The sequence below is a fragment of the Azospirillum thermophilum genome (genome assembly GCF_003130795.1).
Lineage (GTDB): Bacteria > Pseudomonadota > Alphaproteobacteria > Azospirillales > Azospirillaceae > Azospirillum > Azospirillum thermophilum.
The window spans coordinates 274,192-296,302 of record NZ_CP029353.1 but is presented as its reverse complement, the minus strand read 5'-3'; the positions used below and the strand labels follow the sequence as shown (position 1 = coordinate 296,302).

Sequence of the window (22,111 nt, the reverse complement as noted above, 5' to 3'; positions counted from 1 at the left end):
ACATGTCAACGTCTCCCCTGACCCCATCGGAGCCCCTGATCCGGGCCGAGGGGCTGTCCGTCCGCTTCGGCAGCCGACAGGTGCTGGACCGCGTGGACGTCGCGGTCCAGCCCGGCAAGGTCGTCACGCTGATCGGGCCGAACGGCGCCGGAAAGACCACGCTGGTGCGCGCCCTGCTGGGGCTGGTGAAGCCGTCGTCCGGCAGCGTCCGGCGGCGGCCGGGCCTGCGGATCGGCTACATGCCGCAACGCCTGGCGGTGGACCCAACCCTGCCGCTGACGGTCCGCCGCTTCCTCGCCCTGTGGCGGCCGGTGACGGCCGGACGGATGACCGCGGCGCTGGAGCAGGCGGGGGTCGCGCGGCTGGCCGACCAGCCGGTGCAGTCGATTTCCGGCGGCGAGATGCAGCGCGTGCTGCTGGCCCGCGCCCTGCTGGCCGAGCCGGATCTGCTGGTGCTGGACGAGCCGGACCAGGCGGTGGACGTCCATGGCCAGGCGGAGCTGTACGCGCGCATCGATGCCGTACGCCGGGCGAGCGGCTGCGGCGTACTCCTGGTCAGCCACGACCTGCATACGGTGATGGCGCGCACCGACCATGTGGTCTGCCTGAACGGCCATGTCTGCTGTTCCGGCCATCCGGAGGACGTCAGCCGCCACCCGGAATACCATTCGCTGTTCGGCGGCCACGCGGCGGAGCTGGCGGTGTACCTGCACCACCACGACCACGCCCATGCCGACGACGGCTCGCTGGTCAGGACGACCGAGGGGGGCTGCTGCCATGGATGACTTCGTCCTGCGGGCGCTGGCCGCCGGCTGCGGCATCGCGCTGGTCGCCGGACCGCTCGGCTCCTTCGTGGTGTGGCGGCGCATGGCCTATTTCGGCGACACGCTGTCCCATTCCGCCCTGCTGGGGGTGACGCTGGGCTTCCTGCTGGGGGTCAACCCGATGATCGGGGTGGTGGCGGTCTGCGTGTCGCTGGCCCTGGCGCTGGTGGCGCTGCAGGGGCGCAGGACGCTGGCCTCGGACACGCTGCTCGGCATCCTGTCGCACGGCTCGCTGTCGCTCGGCCTGGTGGCGCTGGCCTTCCTGGAGACGCTGCGCGTCGATCTGGTGGCCTATCTGTTCGGCGACATCCTGTCGGTCACCACCGCCGACCTCGCCTGGATCTATGGCGGCGGCGCGGTGGCGCTGGGCGGCATCCTGCTGCTGTGGCGCCGGCTGCTCGCCATCACCGTCAGCGAGGATCTGGCGCGGGTCGAGGGCATGCCGGTGGAGGCGCTGCGGCTGGCCTTCATGCTGCTGATCGCGCTGGTGATCGCCGCGGCGATGAAGATCGTCGGGATCCTGCTGATCACCTCGCTGATGATCATCCCCGCCGCCGCCGCCCGCCGCTTCGCCCGCAGGCCGGAGACGATGGCGGCGCTGGCCTCGCTGTTCGGGGTCGCCGCCGTGCTCGGCGGGCTGATGGCCTCGCTGCGCTGGGACCTGCCGGGCGGCCCCAGCGTGGTGGTCGCCGCCGCCGCCCTGTTCCTGGCCGGGGCGCTGGTGCCGGTCCGCTCCTAGGCCCGGCACCGACGACGGACGGGACGCCAACGAAAAGGGCGCCGGAGAGAGAAGCCCCCGGCGCCCTTTTCATTACATAACCGGAACGAACCGGCCCTGTCGGGATCAGCCCTTGTCGAGCATCCGGCCCAGGTGACGGCCGCCGAAGATGTGGATGTGGAGGTGCGGGACCTCCTGGTGGGCGTCGGCGCCGCAGTTGGACAGCAGGCGGTAGCCCGGCTCGGCCACGCCCTGCTCGCGGGCGACGTCGCCGACGGCGCGGAACAGGTCGGCGATCTCGGCGTCGCTGGCGCGGGCGGTGAAGTCGTCCATGTCCACGTAGGCGCCCTTGGGGATCACCAGGACGTGGGTCGGCGCCAGCGGGTTGATGTCGTGGAAGGCCAGCGAGTACGGCGTCTCGTGGACCTTCTTGCAGGGGATCTCGCCGCGCAGGATGCGGGCGAAGATGTTGTTGCTGTCGTAAGCCTTGGCCATGGGGTGATGAACCTTCTCAAGGACGATCACGATTTGCGAGCCTTCTTCTCGGCGATGCCGCTGATGCCCTCGCGCTGGGCCAGCCGGTCCCACACCTCGGCGGGCTCCAGGCCGGCGTCCGCCCACAGGACCATCAGGTGATAGAGCAGGTCGGCCGATTCCGACGCCATGGCGGCCTTGTCGCCGCGCACCGCCTCCAGCACGGTCTCCACCGCTTCCTCCCCCACCTTCTGGGCGATCTTGGCGGTGCCGCGGCTGAACAGCTTGGCGGTGTAGGAGGCTTCCGGGTCGCCGCCCTTGCGCGACTGGACGGTGGCATAGAGCCGGTCCAGCACCTCGCCGGTCGGCGCCGCCGGCTTGGCCGCCTTCTCGGACTTCTTGTCGTCCGCCTTCTTGTCGTCAGCCATTGGCCGCCACCTCCGCCTTGCGGGCCGGACGCACCGGGATGCCGGCGGCGGCCAGCGCCTCCTTGGCCTGCCCGATGGTGTAGGTGCCGAAATGGAAGATCGAGGCGGCGAGCACGGCGGTGGCGTGCCCCTCGCGGATGCCCTGCACCAGATGGTCGAGCGTGCCGACGCCGCCCGATGCGATCACCGGCACCCGCAGCGAGTCGGCGACCGCGCGGGTGAGCGCCAGGTCGAAGCCGCTCTTGGTGCCGTCGCGGTCCATCGAGGTCAGCAGGATCTCGCCGGCGCCGTAGGACTCCATGCGCCTGGCCCACTCGATGGCGTCGATGCCCGTCGCCTTGCGACCGCCATGGGTGAAGATCTCCCACCGGCCGGGCGACACCTGCTTGGCGTCGATGGCGACGACGATGCACTGGGCGCCGAACTTCTCGGCCGCCTCGCGCACGAACTCCGGCCGGTGGATGGCGGCGGTGTTGATCGACACCTTGTCGGCGCCGGCCAGCAGCAGCTTGCGGATGTCCTCCACCGTGCGGACGCCGCCGCCGACGGTCAGCGGCATGAAGACCTGCTCGGCCGTGCGGCGCACCACGTCGTAGATGGTGTCGCGGTTCTCGTGGCTGGCCGTGATGTCGAGGAAGGTCAGTTCGTCCGCGCCTTCGCGGTCGTAGACGCGGGCCTGCTCGACGGGATCGCCGGCATCCACCAGATCGACGAAGTTGACCCCCTTCACCACCCGGCCGTCCTTGACGTCCAGGCAGGGGATGACGCGCATCTTCAGCATCAGTCGGTTTCCTCGGCGTCCTGGGCATCGGGGGCGGAGAGCAGGGCCAGCGCCTCCTGCGGATCGATGCGGCCGTCATAGAGCGCGCGTCCGCAGATGACGCCCTCGATGCCGGTATCCTCCTCGGCCTTGAGCGCCTCGAGGTCGGCCATGGAGGACACGCCGCCCGAGGCGATCACCGGCGTCGTCAGGTGGAAGGCGAGGTCGGCCGTCGCCTCCACGTTCACGCCGCCCATGGCGCCGTCGCGGTTGATGTCGGTGTAGATGATGGCGGCGACGCCGCAGTCCTCGAACTTCAGCGCGAGGTCCAGCGCCTTGATGTCCGACGTCTCCGCCCAGCCGGCGACCGCCACATAGCCTTCGCGGGCGTCGATGCCGACCGCCACCCGGCCGGGGAACTCCTGGCAGGCCTGCTTCACCAGCGCCGGGTCGCGCAGCGCCACCGTGCCGAGGATGACGCGGCTGACGCCCTTGTCCAGCCACATGCCGATGGTCTTCAGGTCGCGGATGCCGCCGCCGAGCTGCACCGGGATGGTGACGTTGGCGAGGATGCGCTCCACCGCCTCGCCGTTCACCGGCTTGCCCTCGAAGGCGCCGTTGAGGTCGACCAGATGCAGCCAGCGGAAGCCCTGCGACTGGAACAGCCGGGCCTGCGCGCCGGGATCGGTGTTGAAGACCGTCGCCTGGCTCATCTCGCCGCGCAGCAGGCGGACGCAGGCACCGTCCTTGAGATCGATGGCGGGGTAGATGATCATGGCTGCGTCTCGTCCTGTGGCGTGTCCGGGGTCAACTCTTTGGCGTAGAAATAGCCGGCCAGGCGGCGGCCCTTGACCAGGGCGTAGAAGGGGTGCGTGCCCCAGCGCCGGAAGCCGAGGGATTCATAGAGCGCGATGGCCGCCTCCTGCGTCTCGCGCACGTCGAGGTTCAGGACGCGGAAGCCCAGCGCCCGCGCCTCGTCCTCCACCGCGTTGGTCAGGTGGCGGGCCAGCCCGTGGCCGCGCGCCCAGGGGGCGACGAAGGCGGTGGTCAGGCTGGCGGCGTGACCCTGCGCCTCGTTGTTGCGCGGCGGCTTGACGAGCTGGGCGGAGCCGGCGATCACGCCGTCGAGCCGGGCGACGAACAGGATGCGCTCCGGCACCACCAGGACGCCCTTCCAGTAGCGCTCCATCACGTCGCGCGGCGGCGGCTCGACCCAGCCGAAGCCGCCGCCCGCCTTGATGGCGTCGTCGGCGGCGTCGCACAGGTCGTGCAGGTCGCCGGTCTTCAGCGTCTCGACGCGCTCGATGGCGATCTCCGCCATGGTCAGATCCGCCAGGTCAGGAAGTTGGCGATCAGCGCCAGCCCGGTCGCCTGGCTCTTCTCCGGGTGGAACTGCGTCCCCACCAGATTGTCGCGCCCGACCACCGCGGCGAAGGGGCCGCCATAGTCGGCCGTCGCGATGACGTCGGCCGGGTCCGCCGCCTTGAACTGGTAGGAATGCACGAAATAGGCGTGCGCGTCGGCCGGCAGTCCGGCCAGCAGCGGGTGCGGCCGGCTGACCTGCAGCTCGTTCCAGCCCATGTGCGGGATCTTCAGCGTAGGATCGGCGGGCTCCAGCCTGCACACCTCGCCCTTGATCCAGCCCAGCCCCTCCGTCACGCCATACTCGCGCCCGCGCTCCGCCATGAGCTGCATGCCGACGCAGATGCCGAGGAAGGGCCGGCCGCGGCGGTGCACGACCTCCTCCAGGGCCTCCAGCATGCCGGGGACCTCGGAGAGGCCGCGCTTGCAGTCGGCGAAGGCGCCGACGCCCGGCAGCACGACGCGGTCGGCGCGGCGGACCGCGTCGGCGTCGGAGGTGACGAGGACCGAATAGGAGGACTCCGCAGCTCCGGCCGCCCGCTCGATCGCCTTGGCGGCGGAGCGCAGGTTGCCGGAGCCGTAGTCGATCAGCGCAACGGTTTCCATGCTTGCCCGAACCTTGATCCTGGCCCGGCGTCAGGAACCGGGCGCTTGGAAAGTCTTAAAGGGACCCGCCCAGCACGCCCTTGGTGGACGGGACGGCGTCGCGCTTGCGCGGGTCGGTCTCCACCCCGGCGCGCAGCGCGCGGGCCAGCGCCTTGTAGCAGCTTTCGACGATGTGGTGGTTGTTCTCGCCATAGAGGGTCTCGACGTGCAGCGTCACGCCGGCCGCCATGGCGAAGGCCTGGAACCACTCGCGGAACAGCTCGGTGTCCATGTCGCCGATCTTGTCGCGGGTGAAGGCGACCTTCCAGATCAGGTAGGGCCGGTTCGAGAAGTCCAGGGCCACCCGCGTCAGCGTCTCGTCCATCGGGATGTAGGCATGGCCGTAGCGCGCGATGCCCTTGCGGTCGCCCAGCGCCTTCGACACCGCCATGCCGATGGCGATGCCGGTGTCCTCGGTCGTATGGTGGTAGTCGATGTGCAGGTCGCCGTCCGCCAGGACCGTCAGGTCCATCAGGCTGTGCCGGGAGAGCTGCTCCAGCATATGGTCGAGGAAGCCGACCCCCGTCTTCACGTCATAGACGCCGGTGCCGTCGAGGTTGACGGCGACCCGGATGCGGGTCTCGGTGGTGTTCCGCTCGATCGAGGCGCGGCGGCCGCCGTTGGCAGGGCTCTGGTCCATGATTTTTATGTAGCAGGAAGAACCGGGACGCGCCAGCGTGCGGCAGGGCTTTTGCCGCAACTGCGAGAGCGCCCCGTTGTCGCGGGGACGTGCATGCGATAGCATGAAATACACGCCATACGCGCATAACGGACTATGCCCACCCTTCCCTGCCCGCCGGGTCTTCTCCTGCTCGTCCTCCTGCTCGCCGGCTGCCGGACGGCCGGGCCGGCACCTGTGCCGCAGGGCGCCGCACCGCTGGCGCCGGGAACGGCCGAGCCGCTGCGCTTCGCCGAGCTCGCCATCGGGTCGATGCGGCGGGGGATGGAGATCGGCCGCTATGTCTGGGGCATCGACTGTGCCCCGCCCTATGAGCGGGTCCATTGGACCAGCGGGCAGAACATGCGGCGCGGCTCCACCTTCGAGGAGCGGTTCGACGAGATGCTGGGCGCCGCGGGATTCGACGTCGTCGGCCGGATCGGCGGCCCCGATGCGCCGGAGAGCGGCAACCGCCGCGCCGCCTTCACCGTCCAGGGCGACCTGAAGGAGGTGCGGCTGGAGCTGTGCCGCCGCTCCCACTGGCTGACCGGGGCGGACAAGGGGTATCGGGGACCGGCAGCCTGCGGGTGGACTGGACCGTCTACGACGCGCGCAGCGGCCGGCCGGTCCATCGGCTGACCACCAGCGGCACGGCGGAACGGGACAGCGGCGTGCCGCAGGGCGACATCGCGCTGATGGAGGATGCCTTCGCCGACGCAGCCGGCCGGCTGGCCGCCGATCCCGGCTTCCGCGCCGCGGTGGCGCGCGGCGGTCCCGCCGCGTCGGCCGGATTGGTAGACGCAGCGCCCAACGACGTGCGTCTACCAGCCGAGGCGGCGCGTGCGGCGGGGCCGCTGTCGCTGCAGCCGCCCTCCCCGTCCCCCGACCCGGCGGGCCGGGCCGGCCGCGCGCAGGTCCGGGTGGGAGACGGGCGGGAGAGCGGCATCGGGCTGGTGATCGGCACCGCCGACGGCCAGTCGCTGCTCCTGACCCTGGCCGCCGGAGCGGCCGCCACCCTGCCGGTCAGTCCGGCCGCCGGCGTCACGCTGGCCGGGACGGTGGAGGCGCGCGACCCGGCGAGTGGCCTGGCGCTGGTGCGGGTGCCGGCGCGGCTGACCGGTCTGGCCGTCCGCACCGGCCCGGCGCGCGTCGGCGAGCCGGTCACCGCCCTCACCCGCGGCGGCGAGGCGGAGACGCCGGGCATCGTCGGCTCGCTGCGCGAGGATCCGCGCTCGGGGACGCTGCTGATCCAGGCCGACCTCGAGGGGGTGCAGGCCGGGGCGGGGGAGCCGCTGCTGGACCGCGACGGACTGCTGCTCGGCATCGCCGCACCCGGCCGCGACCGGACGGCGCGGGGTGTGCCGGGGCTCGTCCCCTATCTGCCGGTCGCCGGGGCGTTGCGCCGGATGGAGGTGACGGTCTTCGCCGCCGATCCCCTGCCCCGGACGGCCAAGGCGCCCCCCGGGGCCACACCTCTGCGTCGTCACACCGCACCGGCTTATCCCGACGACGAATCTTGACGGGGGTCCGGCCCCTCCCACATAGACCGGATGCCCGGGACCGGATGCCCGGACGGAACCGGCCCGGGACGACCTGCGACAGGCCCCGGGCGGCGCGGCGGCGCGGTGGTGTTCCGGGCTCCCGGTGCCCTGAGGAGGGCCGGGCCTTTCCCTGTTCACAGACGGTCGAGCATGACGTCCCATTCAGCAAACCCACACGACCCCATCCAGTGGCACGGCACCACCATCCTTTCGGTCCGCAAGGACGGGCAGGTTGTGATCGCCGGCGACGGACAGGTGTCGGTGGGCCAGACGGTGATGAAGTCCAACGCGCGCAAGGTGCGCTGGCTGGCCGGCGGCACGGTGATGGCGGGATTCGCCGGCGCCACCGCCGACGCGCTGACGCTGTTCGAGCGGCTGGAGGCGAAGCTGGAGCAGTATCCGGGCCAGCTCACCCGCGCCTGCGTCGAGATGGCGAAGGACTGGCGGACCGACCGCTACCTGCGCCGGCTGGAGGCGATGATGGCGGTGGCCGACAAGTCCGTCAGCCTCGTCCTGACCGGCAACGGCGACGTGCTGGAGCCGGAGGACGGGCTGATCGGCATCGGCTCCGGCGGGTCCTACGCCCTGTCGGCGGCGCGCGCGCTGATCGACATCGACGGCATGGATGCCGAGGCGGTCGCCCGCAAGGCGATGAGGATCGCCGCCGGCATTTGCGTCTACACGAACGAAAACGTCACCCTCGAAAAGCTGTAACCACCATGACCGCCGCTTTCAGCCCCCGCGAGATCGTCTCCGAGCTCGACCGCTACATCGTCGGCCAGCACGAGGCCAAGCGCGCCGTCGCCATCGCGCTGCGCAACCGCTGGCGCCGCCAGCAGCTCCCCGAAGGGCTGCGCGAGGAGGTGCTGCCGAAGAACATCCTGATGATCGGCCCGACCGGCGTCGGCAAGACGGAGATCGCCCGCCGCCTCGCCAAGCTGGCGCAGGCACCCTTCCTGAAGATCGAGGCGACCAAGTTCACCGAGGTCGGCTATGTCGGCCGCGACGTGGAGCAGATCGTCCGCGACCTCGTGGAGATCGCCATCGGCATGACCCGCGAGCGCCTGCGCAAGGAGGTCGTCGCCAAGGCCGAGCTGCGGGCAGAGGAGCGGGTGCTCGACGCGCTGTGCGGCGACAACGCCGGCGCCGAGACCCGCGCCAAGTTCCGCAAGATGCTGCGCGAAGGCACGCTGAACGACCGCGAGATCGAGATCCAGGTCGCCGACACCGCCCCGCCGGGCGGCATGCCGACCTTCGACATCCCCGGCATGCCGGGCGCCCAGATGGGCATGCTGAACCTGAACGACATCTTCGGGAAGATGATGGGCGGCCGGACCAAGCCGCGCCGCATGACGGTGGCCGAGAGCCACACCGTGCTGATCGCCGAGGAGTCGGACAAGCTGCTGGACCAGGAAAAGGTCGTCTCGGAGGCGATCCGATCGGTCGAGCAGAATGGCATCGTCTTCCTCGACGAGATCGACAAGATCTCCGCCCGTTCCGAGAACCGCGGCGGCGCCGACGTCAGCCGCGAGGGCGTGCAGCGCGACCTGCTGCCGCTGATCGAGGGCACCACCGTCTCGACCAAGCACGGGCCGGTCAAGACCGACCACATCCTGTTCATCGCCTCGGGCGCCTTCCACGTCGCCAAGCCGTCCGACCTGCTGCCCGAGCTGCAGGGCCGCCTGCCCATCCGCGTCGAGCTGAAGGCCCTGTCGCAGGACGACTTCAAGCGCATCCTGACCGAGCCGGAAGCCAGCCTGATCAAGCAGTACAAGGCCCTGCTGAAGACCGAGGACGTGGAGCTGGTCTTCACCGACGACAGCATCGACGAGCTGGCCCGTCTGGCGGCGGAGATCAACGGCAGCGTCGAGAACATCGGCGCCCGCCGCCTGCACACGGTGCTGGAGCGGCTGCTGGAGGAGGTCAGCTTCTCGGCCAGCGACCGGCCGGGCACGACGGTGACGGTCGACGCGGCCTATGTGCGCGAGCGGGTCAGCAGCCTCGCCAGGAACGCCGACCTGTCGAAGTTCATCCTGTAAGGCGGCAGGGGTCACCCGGATCGATGTCCGTCCGGGTGACCCGCGCAGGATCCGCAAGATCCGGCAGGACGGACCGCGCTATCCCCCGCGCCGGTACTCGATGAAGCGGTAGGGCAGCCCGTTCTCCTCCAGCAGGGGACCGCTCTCCCGCTCCACCCAGCCGGGGCCGGGCGGCGGCATCAGCGTGTCGCCCTCCACCGCCCGCTCGACGCGGGTCAGGTGCAGCGTGTCGGCGAGCGGCAGGGTCTCGCGGAAGATCTCCGCACCGCCGATGACGCACAGCTCGTCCGCTCCGCCGGCGCGGGCATGGTCGATGGCCCCGGCGATCCCGGAGAACCAGCGGGCGCCGTCCCGCTCGCCGGGGGCTGCGCTGCGGCTGACGACGAGGTTCTCCCGCCCCGGCAGCGGGCGGCGGGGAAGCGACTCCCAGGTGCGCCGGCCCATCAGCACCGGCTTGCCGAGCGTCAGCTCCTTGAAACGCTTCAGGTCGCCCGGCAGGCGCCAGGGCAGGTCGCCATCGCGGCCGATGACGCCGTTGGCGGCGGCGGCCACCACCAGGCTGATGCGCATCCGTCCCCCCGTCGGTCAGGCGAGCAGGGCTCGCGGTTCGGTCAGGCGAGCGGAGCCCGCGGTTCGGTCAGGCGAGCAGAGCCCGCAGCACCCCGTTCAACCGCTGGCGCCCCTCGTAGGTCGCGCGGACATGGCTGTCGGTGACCTCCAGGAAGCCGCCGGCGACCAGACGGGCGAGCCCGCCGGCATCCACGACGCCGTCGAGGTCGCAGCCCGCCTCCTCGACCAGCCGCGCGCGGGGCACGCCCTCGGTCAGCCGCAGGCCCATCATCAGAAGCTCGGTGCCGCGGTCGGCCCGCTCGATCGGGTCGGGGGCGGCGGCGCCATGGCCGTCGCGCTCCACCCGCTCCAGCCAGATTTCCGGGGCGCGGTGGGCGCGGGTCGCCCGCTTCTCGCCGTCCAGCGTCAGCCGGCCATGGGCGCCGGGCCCGATGCCGACATAGTCGCCGTAGCGCCAGTAGGTCAGGTTGTGCCGGCTCTCCTCGCCCGGACGGGCATGGTTGGAGATCTCGTAGGCCGGCAGCCCGGCCGCTCCCAGTACGGCCTGCGTCGCTTCGTAGAGGTCGCCGGCCAGCTCGTCGTCGGGAAGGACCAGCTCACCGCGGGCGTGCAGCGGATGGAAGGCCGTCCCCTCCTCGATCGTCAACTGGTAGACCGACAGATGCCCGACCGCATGGTCGAGCGCCCGCTTCAGCTCCGCCTCCCAGTCGGCGACGCTCTGTCCCGGACGGGCGTAGATCAGATCGAAAGAGAAACGATCGAAGCTTTTCGCCGCCAGCCCGATGGCGCCCAGCGCCTCCGCCGCGTTGTGCCGGCGGCCGAGGAAGCGCAGCGGCGCATCGTCCAGCGCCTGGATCCCGAGCGACACCCGGTTGACCCCGGCGGTGCGGAAGGCGCGGAACTTCTCGGCCTCCACCGAGGTCGGGTTGGCCTCCAGCGTCACCTCCAGCCCGTCGGCCACCGGCCAGCGCGCGGCGACGCGGTCGAGCAGGGCGGCGACGGTGGCGGGCTCCATCAGCGACGGCGTGCCGCCGCCGAAGAAGACCGAGGTGACGCGGCGACCACCCGTTACGTCAGCGTAATGATCGAGTTCCCGCAACAGCGCGGCACGCCAGCGCTCGTGGTCCACCCGCTCGCGCACATGGCTGTTGAAGTCGCAGTAGGGACACTTCGACTTGCAGAAGGGCCAGTGGACGTAGATCGCGAAGCCGGGATCGCCGCTCAGCGGAAGCATCGGTCGACCAGTTGACGGAAGGCGTCGGCCCGGTGGCTCATCTCGTGCTTCCTGGCCGGCTCCATCTCACCGAACGTGATGTCGAAGCCATCCGGCACGAACATCGGATCGTAACCGAAACCTTTGTCGCCGCGCGGCGGCCACACCAGCGTGCCGGAACAGCGGCCTTCCACCGACTCCACATGCCCGTCCGGCCAGGCGAGCGTCAGGGCGCAGACGAAACAGGCACTGCGGTCGGTCTTGCCGGCCAGCCCCTCCTCCACCTTGCGCATCGCCATGGCGAAGTCCTTCTCCGGCCCGGCCCAGCGGGCGGAGTAGATGCCGGGGTCGCCGCCCAGCGCCGGCACCACCAGACCGCTGTCGTCGGCCATCGCGACGTGGCCGGCCGCGGCGGCGGCCCGCGCCTTCAGCTCCGCATTGGCGATGAAGGTCGTGCCGGTCTCCTCCGGCTCCGGCAGCCCGAGCTCGCCCGCCGTGGTGAAGGTCCGCACGTAAGGACCGAGCAGGTCGGCGATCTCGCGCACCTTGCCCTTGTTGTGGCTGGCGATCACGAGCGTGTCGCCGGTGAAGCGGCGGGGAATGGAAGCCATACCTTTGATTTCCTTGTACGAACCTGCAACGTCATGCGGCGGCGGCGTGAAGCGGCCGGGCGGAGCACGGGCAGGCCGGCGGCCGTCCCCGCCTCCGCTCCCGGACCCTATCCTTACCTGCGCGATCCTTACTTGATGCCGAGCGCGGTCTTCTGCAACGCGACCAGCTCGTCGACGCCCTTGCGGGCCAGCGCCATCAGCTCGTTGAACTGGGCTTCGCTGAAGGGGGTCTCCTCGGCGGTGCCCTGCACCTCGACGATGCCGCCGCGGCCGGTCAGCACGAAGTTGGCGTCGGCCTGGGCGGTCGAATCCTCGGCATAGTCGAGGTCGAGCACGGCGTTGCCCTGGTGGATGCCGCAGGACACCGCGGCCACCTGGTCGGTCAGCGGCATGCTCTTGATCGCGCCGATCTGAAGCAGGTGCTGGAAGGCGAGGTGCAGGGCGACGTAGCTGCCGGTGATGGCGGCGGTGCGGGTGCCGCCGTCGGCCTGGATGACGTCGCAGTCGATCTTGATCTGCTTCTCGCCCATCGCCGAGCGGTTGGCGACGGCGCGCAGCGCCCGGCCGATCAGCCGCTGGATCTCCTGGGTGCGGCCTGACTGCTTGCCCTTGGCCGCCTCGCGGTCGGTGCGGCTGTGGGTCGAGCGCGGCAGCATGCCGTATTCCGCGGTGACCCAGCCGAGCCCGGTGTTCTTCAGGAAGCGCGGCACCGTCTCGTCCACGCTGGCCGTGCACAGCACATGCGTGTCGCCGAACCGCACCAGGCAGGAGCCCTCGGCATATTTGCTGAAGCCGGGTTCGAGCGAGATGGTGCGCAGCTGGTCGAGGGCGCGGCCGGAGGGGCGCATGGCAATCATCCGATGGGTTCAGTTGAAAACGGCCCGCAGGCTATCGGCTCGGACCCGGCGCGTCCAGCCCGCAAGGCCGCTCCGTTTGCGCGAAGTGCCCTCTTCCGGGGCCGGCGGGGGCGCATCCGTTGATTCGGCTGCCTGACCTGCCTAAATTCGGACGCGCGCGTTGCGCGGCCCAACGACAACCCGTCCGGACCATGATCACCGAGCTGAACCAACGATCCCGCGAGATCTTCCGGCAGATCGTCGACGCCTATGTGGCGACGGGCGAGCCGGTGGGATCGCGCACGATCTCGCGGCGGCTGGGCATGGTCCTGTCGCCCGCGACCATCCGCAACGTGATGGCCGATCTGGAGGAGCAGGGGCTTCTCTACGCCCCCCATACCTCGGCCGGCCGCATCCCGACCGACGCCGGCCTGCGCATGTTCGTCAACGGCCTGCTGGAGATCGGTTCGCTGACCGAGGACGAGCGCGAGTCGATCGAGGCGAAATGCGCCTCCTCCGGCCGGGCGCTGTCCGACGTGCTGAACGAGGCCTCGACCATGCTGGCCGGCCTGTCGCACTGCGCCGGGCTGGTGGTGGCGCCGAAGACCGACCGGCCGCTGAAGCACATCGAGTTCGTCTCGCTCGGCCCCGGCCGGGCGCTGGTCGTGCTGGTGAACGAGGACGGGCTGGTCGAGAACCGCGTCATCGAGGTGCCGGTCGGCCTGCCGACCTCCACCCTGCAGACCGTCTCCAACTATCTCAGCGCCAAGCTGGTCGGCCGCACGCTCGAAGAGGCGCGGCAGGAGGTGACGCGCGAGATCCAGGAACAGCGGACCCAGCTCGACGAGCTGTCCCGCCGCGTGGTCGCCGAGGGGCTGGCCACCTGGGCCGGGGCCGGCGGCTCGCAGGGCGGCGGCGGCGGGCAGCTCATCGTCCGCGGCCAGGCCAGGCTGCTGGAGGACGTCACGGCGCTGTCGGACCTGGAGCGCGTGCGCGCCCTGTTCGAGGCGCTGGAGACCAAGGAGGCCATGCTGCGCCTGATCGAGGCGACCGGACAGGGGGACGGCGTCCAGATCTTCATCGGGGCGGAGAACGTGCTGTTCAACCATTCCGGCTGTTCGCTGATCATCTCGCCCTTCCAGAACAGCCGGGAGCAGGTGATCGGCGCCATCGGGGTCATCGGCCCGACGCGCATCAATTACGCCCGCATCATTCCGCTGGTGGACTATACCGCCAAGGTCATCAGCCGGCTCGTCGGCTGAGGACGTCTTTTCACACCCGCCTTTTCCATCGACAAGAAGAACACCGAGAGACCCATGAGCGAAGAGCAGAACAAGCCCGCCGACGCCGCGGTGGACCCGACCGGGACCGCCGCCCCCGCCGACGCCGCGACCGCCGCCGCCGGAGAGGCTCCGGCCGCCGGCGACCGCGTCGCCCAGCTGGAGGCCGAGGTCGCGAGCCTCAAGGACCAGCTTCTGCGCGCCATGGCGGAGGCCGAGAACACCCGTCGCCGCGCCCAGCGCGACCGCGAGGACGCCAGCAAGTTCGCCGTCTCCAGCTTCGCCAAGGAGCTGGTGTCGGTGGCCGACAACCTGCGCCGCGCGCTGGAGGCCGTCCCGGCCGAGGGCCGCGAGAAGGACGAGATGCTGAAGGGCCTCGCGGTCGGCGTCGAGGCGACCGAGCGCCAGCTCTTCGCCGCCTTCGACCGTGCCGGCATCAAGAAGCTGGATCCGAGCGGCGAGCCCTTCGACCCGAACTTCCACCAGGTGATGTTCGAGATCGAGAACACCGGCAAGCCGGCCGGCACCGTCATCCAGGTGCTGCAGCCCGGCTACACCATCCACGGCCGCCTGCTGCGCGAGGCGATGGTCGGCGTCGCCAAGGGCGACGGCGGGGCGCAGCACGTCGATACCAAGGCCTGAGGCCGGGCCGCGGGAAAAGGGCCGCCGCGTCCGGCGGTTGACGCGGCGGCACGATGGGCTTACGCCTTTCGGCGTGGCGCCCCGGCGCTCCGCTGTGAAAGGCTTCCCCCATGCCGAAGAGCATCCTGACCGTCGACGACTCCAAGACGATCCGCGACATGGTGACCTTCACCCTGTCGCGGGCCGGTTACAGCGTGACGGAAGCCGTGGACGGCGGGGCCGGGCTGGCCCTGGTCAACCGGCAGAAGTTCGACTGCATCATCACCGACCTGAACATGCCGGGGATGGACGGGCTGGCGCTGACCCGCGCGGTGCGGGCGAGCGCCACCAACCGCGCCACGCCGGTGCTGCTGCTGACCACCGAGGCGGACCCGGCCAAGAAGACGGCGGGCCGCGAGGCCGGCGCCACCGGCTGGCTGGTCAAGCCCTTCAACCCGGAAAAGCTGGTGGAGACGGTGCGCAAGGTCTGCCCGTAAGGGCGGTTCGGCAGCCTGTCCGCAAGACGGTTCAGCGGTCCGCGGGCAGGCGCGCGAAAAGGAACTCACCCTCCGGATCATGCGCGGCGAATCGCCGCTGCGCCGCCGACCGGTTCGCCACCGCATAGCAATAGACGCAGCCGTGCGGGCAACTGTCGTAATCGCCGATGTCCCGGCTTTCGGCACACAGGCAGCCCGGACGGTTGCCCTTCTCCCGCGCCGCCAGCGGCCGCCCGGCCATGTCCGACATCCGCTCCCCGTCGATGCAGCGCGCGGCGGCGGTGCCCGGCACCTCCAGCAGCGCGGGCTGGGTGCAGAGGGTCAGCGCCATCCCATGCTCCGCGGCGACCGCCGCCAGATCGGCCAGCAGCGCGCGCTTCTCCTGCGGATCCGGGTCGCGCCAGGCGATGCCGGCGGCGGCGAGGTTGCGCGCGGTCTTGCGGTAGGGCTGCAGGAAGGAGACCACCACCTCGTCGGTGACGCCGCGCAGCCGGGCGGCGATCCGGGCGAAAGTCTCGCGATGCCGGGCCGGGGTCAGCGCATCGGTCAGCACGATGGGGTCGTAGCGCCAGACCGCGGCCCGCGGCCCCCAGCGTCCCCGCAGCCAGTCCATCTGCTCGGCGCTGCGCTGCCAGTCGGGCACCGAGCGCTCCAGAAGCGTCGGCAGGCCGGTGATGCCGTACTGCACGACGAAGGGATAGCCGCGGCGGGCGACCTCCTCCAGCCCCGGGGCGAAGGGCGCGAGGTTCTTGGTCCAGAAGACGAAGCCGTCCACCGCCGGCCGCGTCAGGTCGATGCGGTAGGTCTGGCCTCCGTAAGGATTGACCATGCGGCAGTATCCCGCCTCCAGCCGGTTGAGGAACCAGCGGCCGTAGAAGGCGGGAATGTCGGTCTTGTAGCTGGCGGAGACGATCATCGCTCCAGCATGGGGAGCCGCCCGGTCCTTATCAAGCCTGGGACGCCGGGGCCGCATCGCTCTACAGTGCGCCCGGCGGAGCGGCCGCGCAGGCGGCGGCGCGAAGAGGGACAGGAGGAGGACGCCGTGACGAACAGGCAGGCCCGGGACGGGCGGGAGATCGGCTGGAACGACGTGGTGCGGTTCCGCCTGCCCGCCGACTGGAGCATGGAGGTCGAGGAGCATGAGGGCCACGCGGTCGCCGCCTTCCGCCCGCCGCCGCCGGCCGGCGGGGTGCTGCGGCTGGTCACCGACCGGGTGACGCCGCGTCCGGACTCCGGCGGGGTGGAGGCCGTCCTGCAGGAGATGGCCCTGCGTTTCGTGCGGCCGGACGATCCGCGCGCCGGCGACCGCACCGTCGAGCCCCACCGGGACGGAGTCATCGCGCAGGCGGTGATGCATACCGAAGAGGACGGCCGCGCCGAGGTCCATTACCTGTGGCTGATCGGAAGCGACCGCGATGGCAGGGCGAGCGTCGCGATGTTCAGCGTCGCGCTGCCGGCCATCCTGGACGGCGACGAATCCTGTGCCGTGATGCTGGGCCAGGTCGACGGGCTGGTCCGGGACGCGGAGATTCTGTGATCGCCGGATGACGCGGGCCCCCGGTCCTTCCCGGCGCCGCCCGCTGCCCGAGCCGGCGGCGGGGGCCGCCGACGGGGCCGCGCATCCGGACGCGGATCAGCAGTGACCGGCGCTGCCGGCCATCAGGGCCTTCATATGCACCGAACGCGTGTCGAGCTGGCACGCCGCCTCTTCCGCGGCCATGGCGGCGAGGCTGAGGAACCGCGCCAGATCGTCAAGCCGGCACCGGACGGCATCGTCCTGCAGGCTGTCCAGGCAGGACTTGATCGCTAAAGCCACGTCGCGCCGATCTTCCGTCATCGCGGTTCCCCTTGAAACGCTTGGTCGAGCCCGATGCCCCTTCTAGGCACTCCGGGTGGAACACGACCGGCCGGCCGGCCGAAGCACCGGGCCGGATGGAGCCGGATGCCTTGGCCGCCCAACAGGAGCGTTCCTACTCCCAATGGAGATATCATAAAACTTTCGGGTTTTCACTAATTGAATCTCGTGACAAGGAATAGCTACAGCAACCGCCAATTGATTCCCTGCATAAATGCACTCGGTTGCTTGTTAATGAAAGGTTAAGGTAACCGGATTGCCGCCTCCATCCTGTTCATAGTCTTGTATACTTAACGGTTAAGCGACTAAAGCAAGCTGAGTACCCGGGTATATACAGCCGGGCTACTGCATACTGCCGTATTCCATTTCGAAGAGAGTTCTTCCGGCGGTCCGCCGGGTCGCGGCGGCCGGTCGGCCGGCCGGGCGGCCTATGCCTTTTCCGGCTTTTGCCGGTTGAAGGGGCAGGGAGCCGTTGCAGCCCGAAACAGGCCCGCCTATATCTGCGCCAACAGTCGTGTTCTCATCCAAACCGTTCCACCGACCCATGGGGATCGCGGCGGTGCCGGAAGCGACGGGCCGCCACGCATCTGCCGAACATAAGAGGCTGAACATGAGCAAAGTCATTGGCATCGACCTCGGCACCACGAACTCGTGCGTCGCCGTGATGGAAGGCGGCAGCGCCAAGGTGATCGAAAACGCCGAAGGCACCCGCACCACGCCGTCGATGGTCGCCTTTTCCCAGAACGGCGAGCGTCTGGTCGGCCAGCCGGCCAAGCGTCAGGCCGTGACCAACCCCGAGAACACCTTCTTCGCGATCAAGCGCCTGATCGGGCGCCGCTTCGAGGATCCGCTGACCAAGAAGGACCAGGGGCTGGTTCCCTACAGGATCATTCCCGGCGACAACGGCGATGCCTGGGTCGAGTCCCACGGCAAGAAGTACAGCCCGAGCCAGATCAGCGCCTTCATCCTGCAGAAGATGAAGGAGACGGCCGAGAACTACCTGGGTGAGAAGGTCACGCAGGCGGTCATCACCGTTCCCGCCTACTTCAACGACAGCCAGCGCCAGGCCACCAAGGACGCCGGCAAGATCGCCGGCCTGGAAGTGCTGCGCATCATCAACGAGCCGACGGCGGCCGCCCTTGCCTACGGCATGGAGAAGAAGGGTGCCGGCACCATCGCGGTCTACGACCTCGGCGGCGGCACCTTCGACATCTCCGTGCTGGAGATCGGCGACGGCGTGTTCGAGGTGAAGTCGACCAACGGCGACACCTTCCTCGGCGGTGAGGACTTCGACAGCCGCATCATCGAGTATCTCGCCGAGGAGTTCCAGAAGGAGCAGGGCATCGACCTGCGCAAGGACCGGCTGGCCCTGCAGCGCCTGAAGGAGGCCGCCGAGAAGGCCAAGATCGAGCTGTCCTCCTCGATGCAGACCGAGGTGAACCTGCCCTTCATCACCGCCGACCAGACCGGGCCGAAGCACCTCAACATCAAGCTGACCCGCGCCAAGCTGGAAGCCCTGGTCGACGACCTGATCCAGCGCACGATCGAGCCCTGCAAGGCCGCTCTCCGCGACGCCGGCCTGAAGGCCAGCGAGATCGACGAGGTGATCCTGGTCGGCGGCATGACCCGCATGCCGAAGGTCACCGAGGCGGTGAAGCAGTTCTTCGGACGCGAGCCGCACCGCGGCGTGAACCCGGACGAGGTGGTCGCCATCGGCGCCGCCATCCAGGGCGGCGTGCTGAAGGGCGAGGTGAAGGACGTCCTGCTGCTCGACGTCACCCCGCTGTCGCTGGGCATCGAGACGCTGGGCGGCGTGTTCACCCGCCTGATCGACCGCAACACCACCATCCCGACCAAGAAGAGCCAGGTCTTCTCGACCGCCGAGGACAACCAGAACGCGGTGACCATCCGCGTCTTCCAGGGCGAGCGTGAGATGGCCGCGGACAACAAGCTGCTCGGCCAGTTCGACCTCGTCGGCATCCCGCCGGCCCCGCGCGGCGTGCCGCAGGTCGAGGTGACCTTCGACATCGACGCCAACGGCATCGTCAGCGTCACCGCGAAGGACAAGGCCACCGGCAAGGAGCAGCAGATCCGCATCCAGGCCTCGGGCGGCCTGTCGGACACCGACATCGACAAGATGGTCAAGGACGCCGAGGCCCATGCCGCCGAGGACAAGAAGCGGCGTGAGCTGGTGGACGCCCGCAACCATGCCGACGCGCTGATCCACACCACCGAGCGGACGATCAAGGAGAACGGCGACAAGATCCCGGCCTCCGACAAGTCGGCCGCCGAGGCGGCGATCGCCGAGCTGAAGTCGGCGATGGAGAGCGACAACCTCGAGACGCTGAAGGCTAAGACCGACGCCCTGGCCCAGGCCTCGATGAAGCTGGGCGAGGCGATCTACAAGACCGGCCAGGGTGCCGCCCCGGGTGCCGAGGGCGAGGCCGGCGCCTCCGCTCCCAACGAGCCGGGCGTGGTCGACGCCGACTTCGAGGAAGTCCAGGACGACAAGAAGAAGTCGGCGTAACGCTACGCCAGTCCGGGTCTGTTCCGTGCCTGTGACCGTTGGCCCGTCGCCTGTTCCGGCGGCGGGCCGGCGGTCTGTCCGGGCGGCGGTTTCCGGTTGGCCCGTGAATGGCCGGCCGTTTGGTGATGGAACGATGTGAGGCGGTCGGGGCCCATGGCGAAACAGGATTATTACGAGCTGCTCGGTGTGGAGAAGGGCGCCAGCGCGGACGAGCTGAAGAAGGCTTACCGCAAGATGGCGATGAAGTACCACCCGGACCGCAACCAGGGTGACAAGGACGCCGAGCAGAAGTTCAAGGAAATCAGCGAAGCCTATGACGTCCTGAAGGACGATCAGAAGCGCGCGGCCTACGACCGCTTCGGCCACGCCGCCTTCGAGAACGGGCGCGGCGGCGGGGCCGGCGGCTTCGGCGGCGGAGCCGGCGGCTTCAACTTCGACTTCGGCGGGGCCGGCGGCTTCGCCGACATCTTCGACGAGATGTTCGGCGAGTTCATGGGCGGCCGGCGCGGCGGCGGCGGGGCCTCCAGCCGCGGCCAGGACCTGCGCTACAACCTCGAGATCTCGCTGGAGGAGGCGTTCAAGGGCACGCAGACCACGGTGCGCGTGCCGACCTCGGTCCAGTGCGACAGCTGCAACGGGTCGGGGGCGGCGGCCGGCACCCAGCCGGTCACCTGCCCGACCTGCCAGGGCCACGGCAAGGTGCGCGCCCAGCAGGGCTTCTTCACCATCGAGCGCACCTGCCCCGGCTGCCACGGCCAGGGCCGCGTCATCAAGGACCCCTGCAAGAGCTGCGGCGGCGCCGGCCGCCTGCGCAAGGAGAAGACCCTTCAGGTCAACATCCCCGCGGGCGTCGAGGACGGCACCCGCATCCGGCTTGCCGGCGAGGGGGAGGCGGGCCTGCGCGGCGCGCCGCCGGGCGACCTCTACATCTTCCTGGCGATCGCCCCGCACCCGATCTTCCAGCGCGACGGCGCCAACATCCATTGCCGGGTGCCGATCCCGATGACCACCGCGGCGCTGGGCGGCTCGGTCGAGGTTCCGACCATCGACGGGACGCGCACCAAGGTGACGGTCCCGCCGGGCACCCAGTCGGGCCACCAGTTCCGCATCAAGTCCAAGGGCATGTCGGTGCTGCGCAGCACCCAGCGCGGCGACATGTACATCCAGGCGGTGGTGGAGACCCCGGTGAACCTGACCAAGCGCCAGCAGGAACTGCTGCGCGAGTTCGACACCGCCGGCAAGGAAGGGTCCCATCCGCAGTCCGAGGGCTTCTTCGCCAAGGTGAAGGAACTTTGGGAGGATCTGAAGGACTGACCGGGTCCGGCCGGCGTGGTCTGGCACGAGACGGGGGAGCTGCGGGGGCGGCTCCCCCTTTTCTTTTGGCGAGTGCGGCGCAGCATCCGTCGGCGGGGGAGGGTGCGACCCTAACACCCACATCCCGTTGAGGAAATCACGTTGCCCCCGCGCCGATGCGTGTGTATTCACCGGAGACGATGTTCCGATCCCTGATCATTGGCGACATGACGCCGGAGGAGCTGCGCGGGCTGCTGATCCCGCTCGGCCAGACTCCGATCCTGAACCGGCACCGGGCCGCGATGATCCAGTCCCGCGTGCGCATGGTCGCCATGGTCTTCGGGTTGCTGACGCCGCTGTGGATCGCCATCGACTTCACCATCTTCGACTGGCCCCTGTGGGCGAAGCTCGCCAGCCTCCGGCTGGGCGCCAGCGCCGCCTTCCTGATGCTGGCCTTCGACCGGCGCCCCTGCGAGGATCTTCCCGCCGCCTGGCGCCGGCTGTGCCTGCTGTTCGCCATCCCGACGCTGTTCTTCATCCTGTCGCATCCCCTGCTCTACGGGCAGGGCCACAACGATCTGGCGGAGGCGGTGGTCGCCGGCTACGGCTATCTGCCCTTCGTGATGATCGCCGGGCTCAGCGTCTTCCCCCTGACGGCGGTGGAAGGCGCGATCTTCGCCCTGCCCATGCTGGCCGCGCATCTGGCGGCGGGCATGTACGGCTCGCTGATCCTGCCCTTCCCCTCCTACCTCAGCGCCCTGTGGCTGCTCGCCCTGATCGCCGTGGTGGCGACCCTGGCGGCGATGAGCCAGCTCCACTTCATGACGGCGCTGCTGGATCAGGCGACCCATGACATGCTGACCGGCGCCTTCTCCCGCCGGGTCGGGGACGAGCTGCTGAAGCTGCAGTTCGCCCACGCCCAGCGGTCGGACCAGCCGCTGTCGGTCGCCTTCGTCGACCTCGACAACTTCAAGGCCGTCAACGACCGCTTCGGCCATGACGAGGGCGACCGCGTCCTGCGCCGGGCGGCCGACGCGGTGCGGGCCATGCTGCGCCAGTCCGACGTGATGGTGCGCTGGGGCGGCGAGGAGTTCCTGGTCATCATGCCCAACACCCCGCGCGACGGGGCGGTGATCGCCGTGGAACGGCTGCGCCGCAACGGGCTGGGGGTACGCCCCGACGGCCTGCCGCAGACCGCCAGCATCGGCGTGGCGGAGGTGCTGACCGACCGGCCGCAGAGCTGGGAGGCGCTGGTGGAGCTGGCCGACCACCGCATGTACCACGCCAAGCAGTCGGGCAAGGACAGGGTCGTCAGCAGCGGCACCTGCTGCAAGCCGGCCGCCTGACCGGGCAACCGCG

At 70.1% G+C, this 22,111-nt stretch carries 26 protein-coding genes; 13 read left to right on the top strand and 13 right to left on the bottom strand.

The window, feature by feature from the left end:
* The first annotated feature begins 2 nt into the window (after positions 1-2).
* Positions 3-785, top strand: coding sequence for a zinc ABC transporter ATP-binding protein ZnuC (gene znuC, locus DEW08_RS07455; protein WP_109325840.1), 783 nt, complete (start codon positions 3-5; stop codon positions 783-785).
* Positions 778-1,563: a metal ABC transporter permease gene (locus DEW08_RS07450; RefSeq protein ID WP_109325839.1), complete on the top strand. Its 786-nt coding sequence runs from the start codon at positions 778-780 to the stop codon at positions 1,561-1,563. The genes znuC and DEW08_RS07450 overlap by 8 nt, the downstream gene beginning before the upstream one ends.
* Positions 1,564-1,668: 105 nt before the next feature.
* Here DEW08_RS07450 and DEW08_RS07445 read toward each other — a convergent pair whose 3' ends face one another.
* The 7 genes from DEW08_RS07445 to hisB are packed head-to-tail and all read right to left on the bottom strand — an operon-like array spanning position 1,669 to position 5,851.
* Positions 1,669-2,037 carry a histidine triad nucleotide-binding protein gene (locus DEW08_RS07445; protein WP_109329623.1) on the bottom strand — a complete coding sequence of 123 codons (369 nt, stop codon included), beginning with the start codon at positions 2,035-2,037 and terminating at the stop codon, positions 1,669-1,671.
* Positions 2,038-2,063: 26 nt separating this feature from the next.
* Positions 2,064-2,444: a phosphoribosyl-ATP diphosphatase gene (locus DEW08_RS07440; protein WP_109325838.1), complete on the bottom strand. Its 381-nt coding sequence runs from the start codon at positions 2,442-2,444 to the stop codon at positions 2,064-2,066.
* Entirely contained in the window at positions 2,437-3,225 is a 789-nt protein-coding gene (gene hisF / locus DEW08_RS07435; RefSeq protein WP_109325837.1) for an imidazole glycerol phosphate synthase subunit HisF, read from the bottom strand. Before hisF ends, DEW08_RS07440 begins: the two co-directional genes overlap by 8 nt.
* The gene (gene hisA / locus DEW08_RS07430; RefSeq protein WP_109325836.1) at positions 3,225-3,980 is read right to left on the bottom strand and encodes a 1-(5-phosphoribosyl)-5-[(5-phosphoribosylamino)methylideneamino]imidazole-4-carboxamide isomerase; all 756 of its coding nucleotides are present in this window, start codon (positions 3,978-3,980) and stop codon (positions 3,225-3,227) included. The genes hisF and hisA overlap by 1 nt, the downstream gene beginning before the upstream one ends.
* Positions 3,977-4,525, bottom strand: coding sequence for a GNAT family N-acetyltransferase (locus tag DEW08_RS07425; protein ID WP_109325835.1), 549 nt, complete (start codon positions 4,523-4,525; stop codon positions 3,977-3,979). Before DEW08_RS07425 ends, hisA begins: the two co-directional genes overlap by 4 nt.
* 2 nt (positions 4,526-4,527) lie before the next feature.
* Complete coding sequence (gene hisH, locus DEW08_RS07420; protein ID WP_109325830.1) at positions 4,528-5,172, bottom strand: imidazole glycerol phosphate synthase subunit HisH; 645 nt, start codon at positions 5,170-5,172, stop codon at positions 4,528-4,530.
* A 55-nt stretch (positions 5,173-5,227) separates the two neighbouring features.
* The gene (hisB, locus tag DEW08_RS07415; protein ID WP_109325829.1) at positions 5,228-5,851 is read right to left on the bottom strand and encodes an imidazoleglycerol-phosphate dehydratase HisB; all 624 of its coding nucleotides are present in this window, start codon (positions 5,849-5,851) and stop codon (positions 5,228-5,230) included.
* Positions 5,852-5,986: 135 nt separating this feature from the next.
* On the opposite strand from hisB, the gene DEW08_RS07410 reads away from it, so the two are divergent.
* The 4 genes from DEW08_RS07410 (at position 5,987) to hslU (ending at position 9,449) form a co-directional block, all read left to right on the top strand.
* Positions 5,987-6,508 carry a hypothetical protein gene (locus DEW08_RS07410; RefSeq protein WP_109325828.1) on the top strand — a complete coding sequence of 174 codons (522 nt, stop codon included), beginning with the start codon at positions 5,987-5,989 and terminating at the stop codon, positions 6,506-6,508.
* On the top strand, positions 6,457-7,389 hold the full coding sequence (locus DEW08_RS07405; RefSeq protein WP_109325819.1) for a trypsin-like peptidase domain-containing protein: 933 nt from the start codon (positions 6,457-6,459) through the stop codon (positions 7,387-7,389). Before DEW08_RS07410 ends, DEW08_RS07405 begins: the two co-directional genes overlap by 52 nt.
* Before the next feature lie 171 nt (positions 7,390-7,560).
* Positions 7,561-8,124 carry an ATP-dependent protease subunit HslV gene (gene hslV, locus DEW08_RS07400; RefSeq protein ID WP_109325818.1) on the top strand — a complete coding sequence of 188 codons (564 nt, stop codon included), beginning with the start codon at positions 7,561-7,563 and terminating at the stop codon, positions 8,122-8,124.
* A 5-nt stretch (positions 8,125-8,129) separates the two neighbouring features.
* Positions 8,130-9,449: an ATP-dependent protease ATPase subunit HslU gene (gene hslU, locus DEW08_RS07395; RefSeq protein ID WP_109325817.1), complete on the top strand. Its 1,320-nt coding sequence runs from the start codon at positions 8,130-8,132 to the stop codon at positions 9,447-9,449.
* Between the two features lie 78 nt (positions 9,450-9,527).
* Here hslU and DEW08_RS07390 read toward each other — a convergent pair whose 3' ends face one another.
* The 4 genes from DEW08_RS07390 to rph form a co-directional block, all read right to left on the bottom strand.
* Entirely contained in the window at positions 9,528-10,019 is a 492-nt protein-coding gene (locus tag DEW08_RS07390) for a dihydrofolate reductase (RefSeq protein ID WP_109325816.1), read from the bottom strand.
* A gap of 67 nt (positions 10,020-10,086) precedes the next feature.
* Positions 10,087-11,253 carry a radical SAM family heme chaperone HemW gene (gene hemW / locus DEW08_RS07385; RefSeq protein WP_109325815.1) on the bottom strand — a complete coding sequence of 389 codons (1,167 nt, stop codon included), beginning with the start codon at positions 11,251-11,253 and terminating at the stop codon, positions 10,087-10,089.
* On the bottom strand, positions 11,241-11,843 hold the full coding sequence (gene rdgB / locus DEW08_RS07380) for an RdgB/HAM1 family non-canonical purine NTP pyrophosphatase (RefSeq protein WP_109325814.1): 603 nt from the start codon (positions 11,841-11,843) through the stop codon (positions 11,241-11,243). The genes hemW and rdgB overlap by 13 nt, the downstream gene beginning before the upstream one ends.
* A 128-nt stretch (positions 11,844-11,971) precedes the next feature.
* Positions 11,972-12,691: a ribonuclease PH gene (gene rph / locus DEW08_RS07375; RefSeq protein WP_109329620.1), complete on the bottom strand. Its 720-nt coding sequence runs from the start codon at positions 12,689-12,691 to the stop codon at positions 11,972-11,974.
* A gap of 200 nt (positions 12,692-12,891) precedes the next feature.
* Between rph and hrcA the strand changes: the two genes are divergently transcribed.
* From hrcA to DEW08_RS07360, 3 genes are all read left to right on the top strand, one after another.
* Positions 12,892-13,941, top strand: a complete 1,050-nt coding sequence (hrcA, locus tag DEW08_RS07370) for a heat-inducible transcriptional repressor HrcA (protein WP_109325813.1) — start codon at positions 12,892-12,894, stop codon at positions 13,939-13,941.
* A 54-nt stretch (positions 13,942-13,995) separates the two neighbouring features.
* Positions 13,996-14,601, top strand: coding sequence for a nucleotide exchange factor GrpE (grpE, locus tag DEW08_RS07365; protein ID WP_109325812.1), 606 nt, complete (start codon positions 13,996-13,998; stop codon positions 14,599-14,601).
* A gap of 110 nt (positions 14,602-14,711) precedes the next feature.
* On the top strand, positions 14,712-15,077 hold the full coding sequence (locus DEW08_RS07360; RefSeq protein ID WP_109325811.1) for a response regulator: 366 nt from the start codon (positions 14,712-14,714) through the stop codon (positions 15,075-15,077).
* A gap of 31 nt (positions 15,078-15,108) precedes the next feature.
* Here the strand turns inward: DEW08_RS07360 and DEW08_RS07355 are convergent, their stop codons facing one another.
* On the bottom strand, positions 15,109-15,993 hold the full coding sequence (locus tag DEW08_RS07355; RefSeq protein WP_109325810.1) for a DUF1848 domain-containing protein: 885 nt from the start codon (positions 15,991-15,993) through the stop codon (positions 15,109-15,111).
* A 126-nt stretch (positions 15,994-16,119) separates the two neighbouring features.
* On the opposite strand from DEW08_RS07355, the gene DEW08_RS07350 reads away from it, so the two are divergent.
* Positions 16,120-16,614 carry a hypothetical protein gene (locus tag DEW08_RS07350; protein WP_245986463.1) on the top strand — a complete coding sequence of 165 codons (495 nt, stop codon included), beginning with the start codon at positions 16,120-16,122 and terminating at the stop codon, positions 16,612-16,614.
* Positions 16,615-16,710: 96 nt separating this feature from the next.
* Here DEW08_RS07350 and DEW08_RS07345 read toward each other — a convergent pair whose 3' ends face one another.
* Positions 16,711-16,914, bottom strand: a complete 204-nt coding sequence (locus DEW08_RS07345) for a hypothetical protein (protein ID WP_109325808.1) — start codon at positions 16,912-16,914, stop codon at positions 16,711-16,713.
* Between the two features lie 628 nt (positions 16,915-17,542).
* Between DEW08_RS07345 and dnaK the strand changes: the two genes are divergently transcribed.
* The 3 genes from dnaK to DEW08_RS07330 all read left to right on the top strand — a co-directional run bounded on the left by dnaK (position 17,543) and on the right by DEW08_RS07330 (position 22,098).
* A complete protein-coding gene (gene dnaK / locus DEW08_RS07340; protein WP_109325804.1) occupies positions 17,543-19,459 on the top strand; it encodes a molecular chaperone DnaK in 1,917 nt (638 codons plus the stop codon).
* A gap of 153 nt (positions 19,460-19,612) precedes the next feature.
* Entirely contained in the window at positions 19,613-20,773 is a 1,161-nt protein-coding gene (gene dnaJ, locus DEW08_RS07335) for a molecular chaperone DnaJ (protein ID WP_109325802.1), read from the top strand.
* A 179-nt stretch (positions 20,774-20,952) separates the two neighbouring features.
* Entirely contained in the window at positions 20,953-22,098 is a 1,146-nt protein-coding gene (locus tag DEW08_RS07330) for a GGDEF domain-containing protein (RefSeq protein ID WP_109325801.1), read from the top strand.
* The last annotated feature ends 13 nt before the right edge of the window (positions 22,099-22,111 follow it).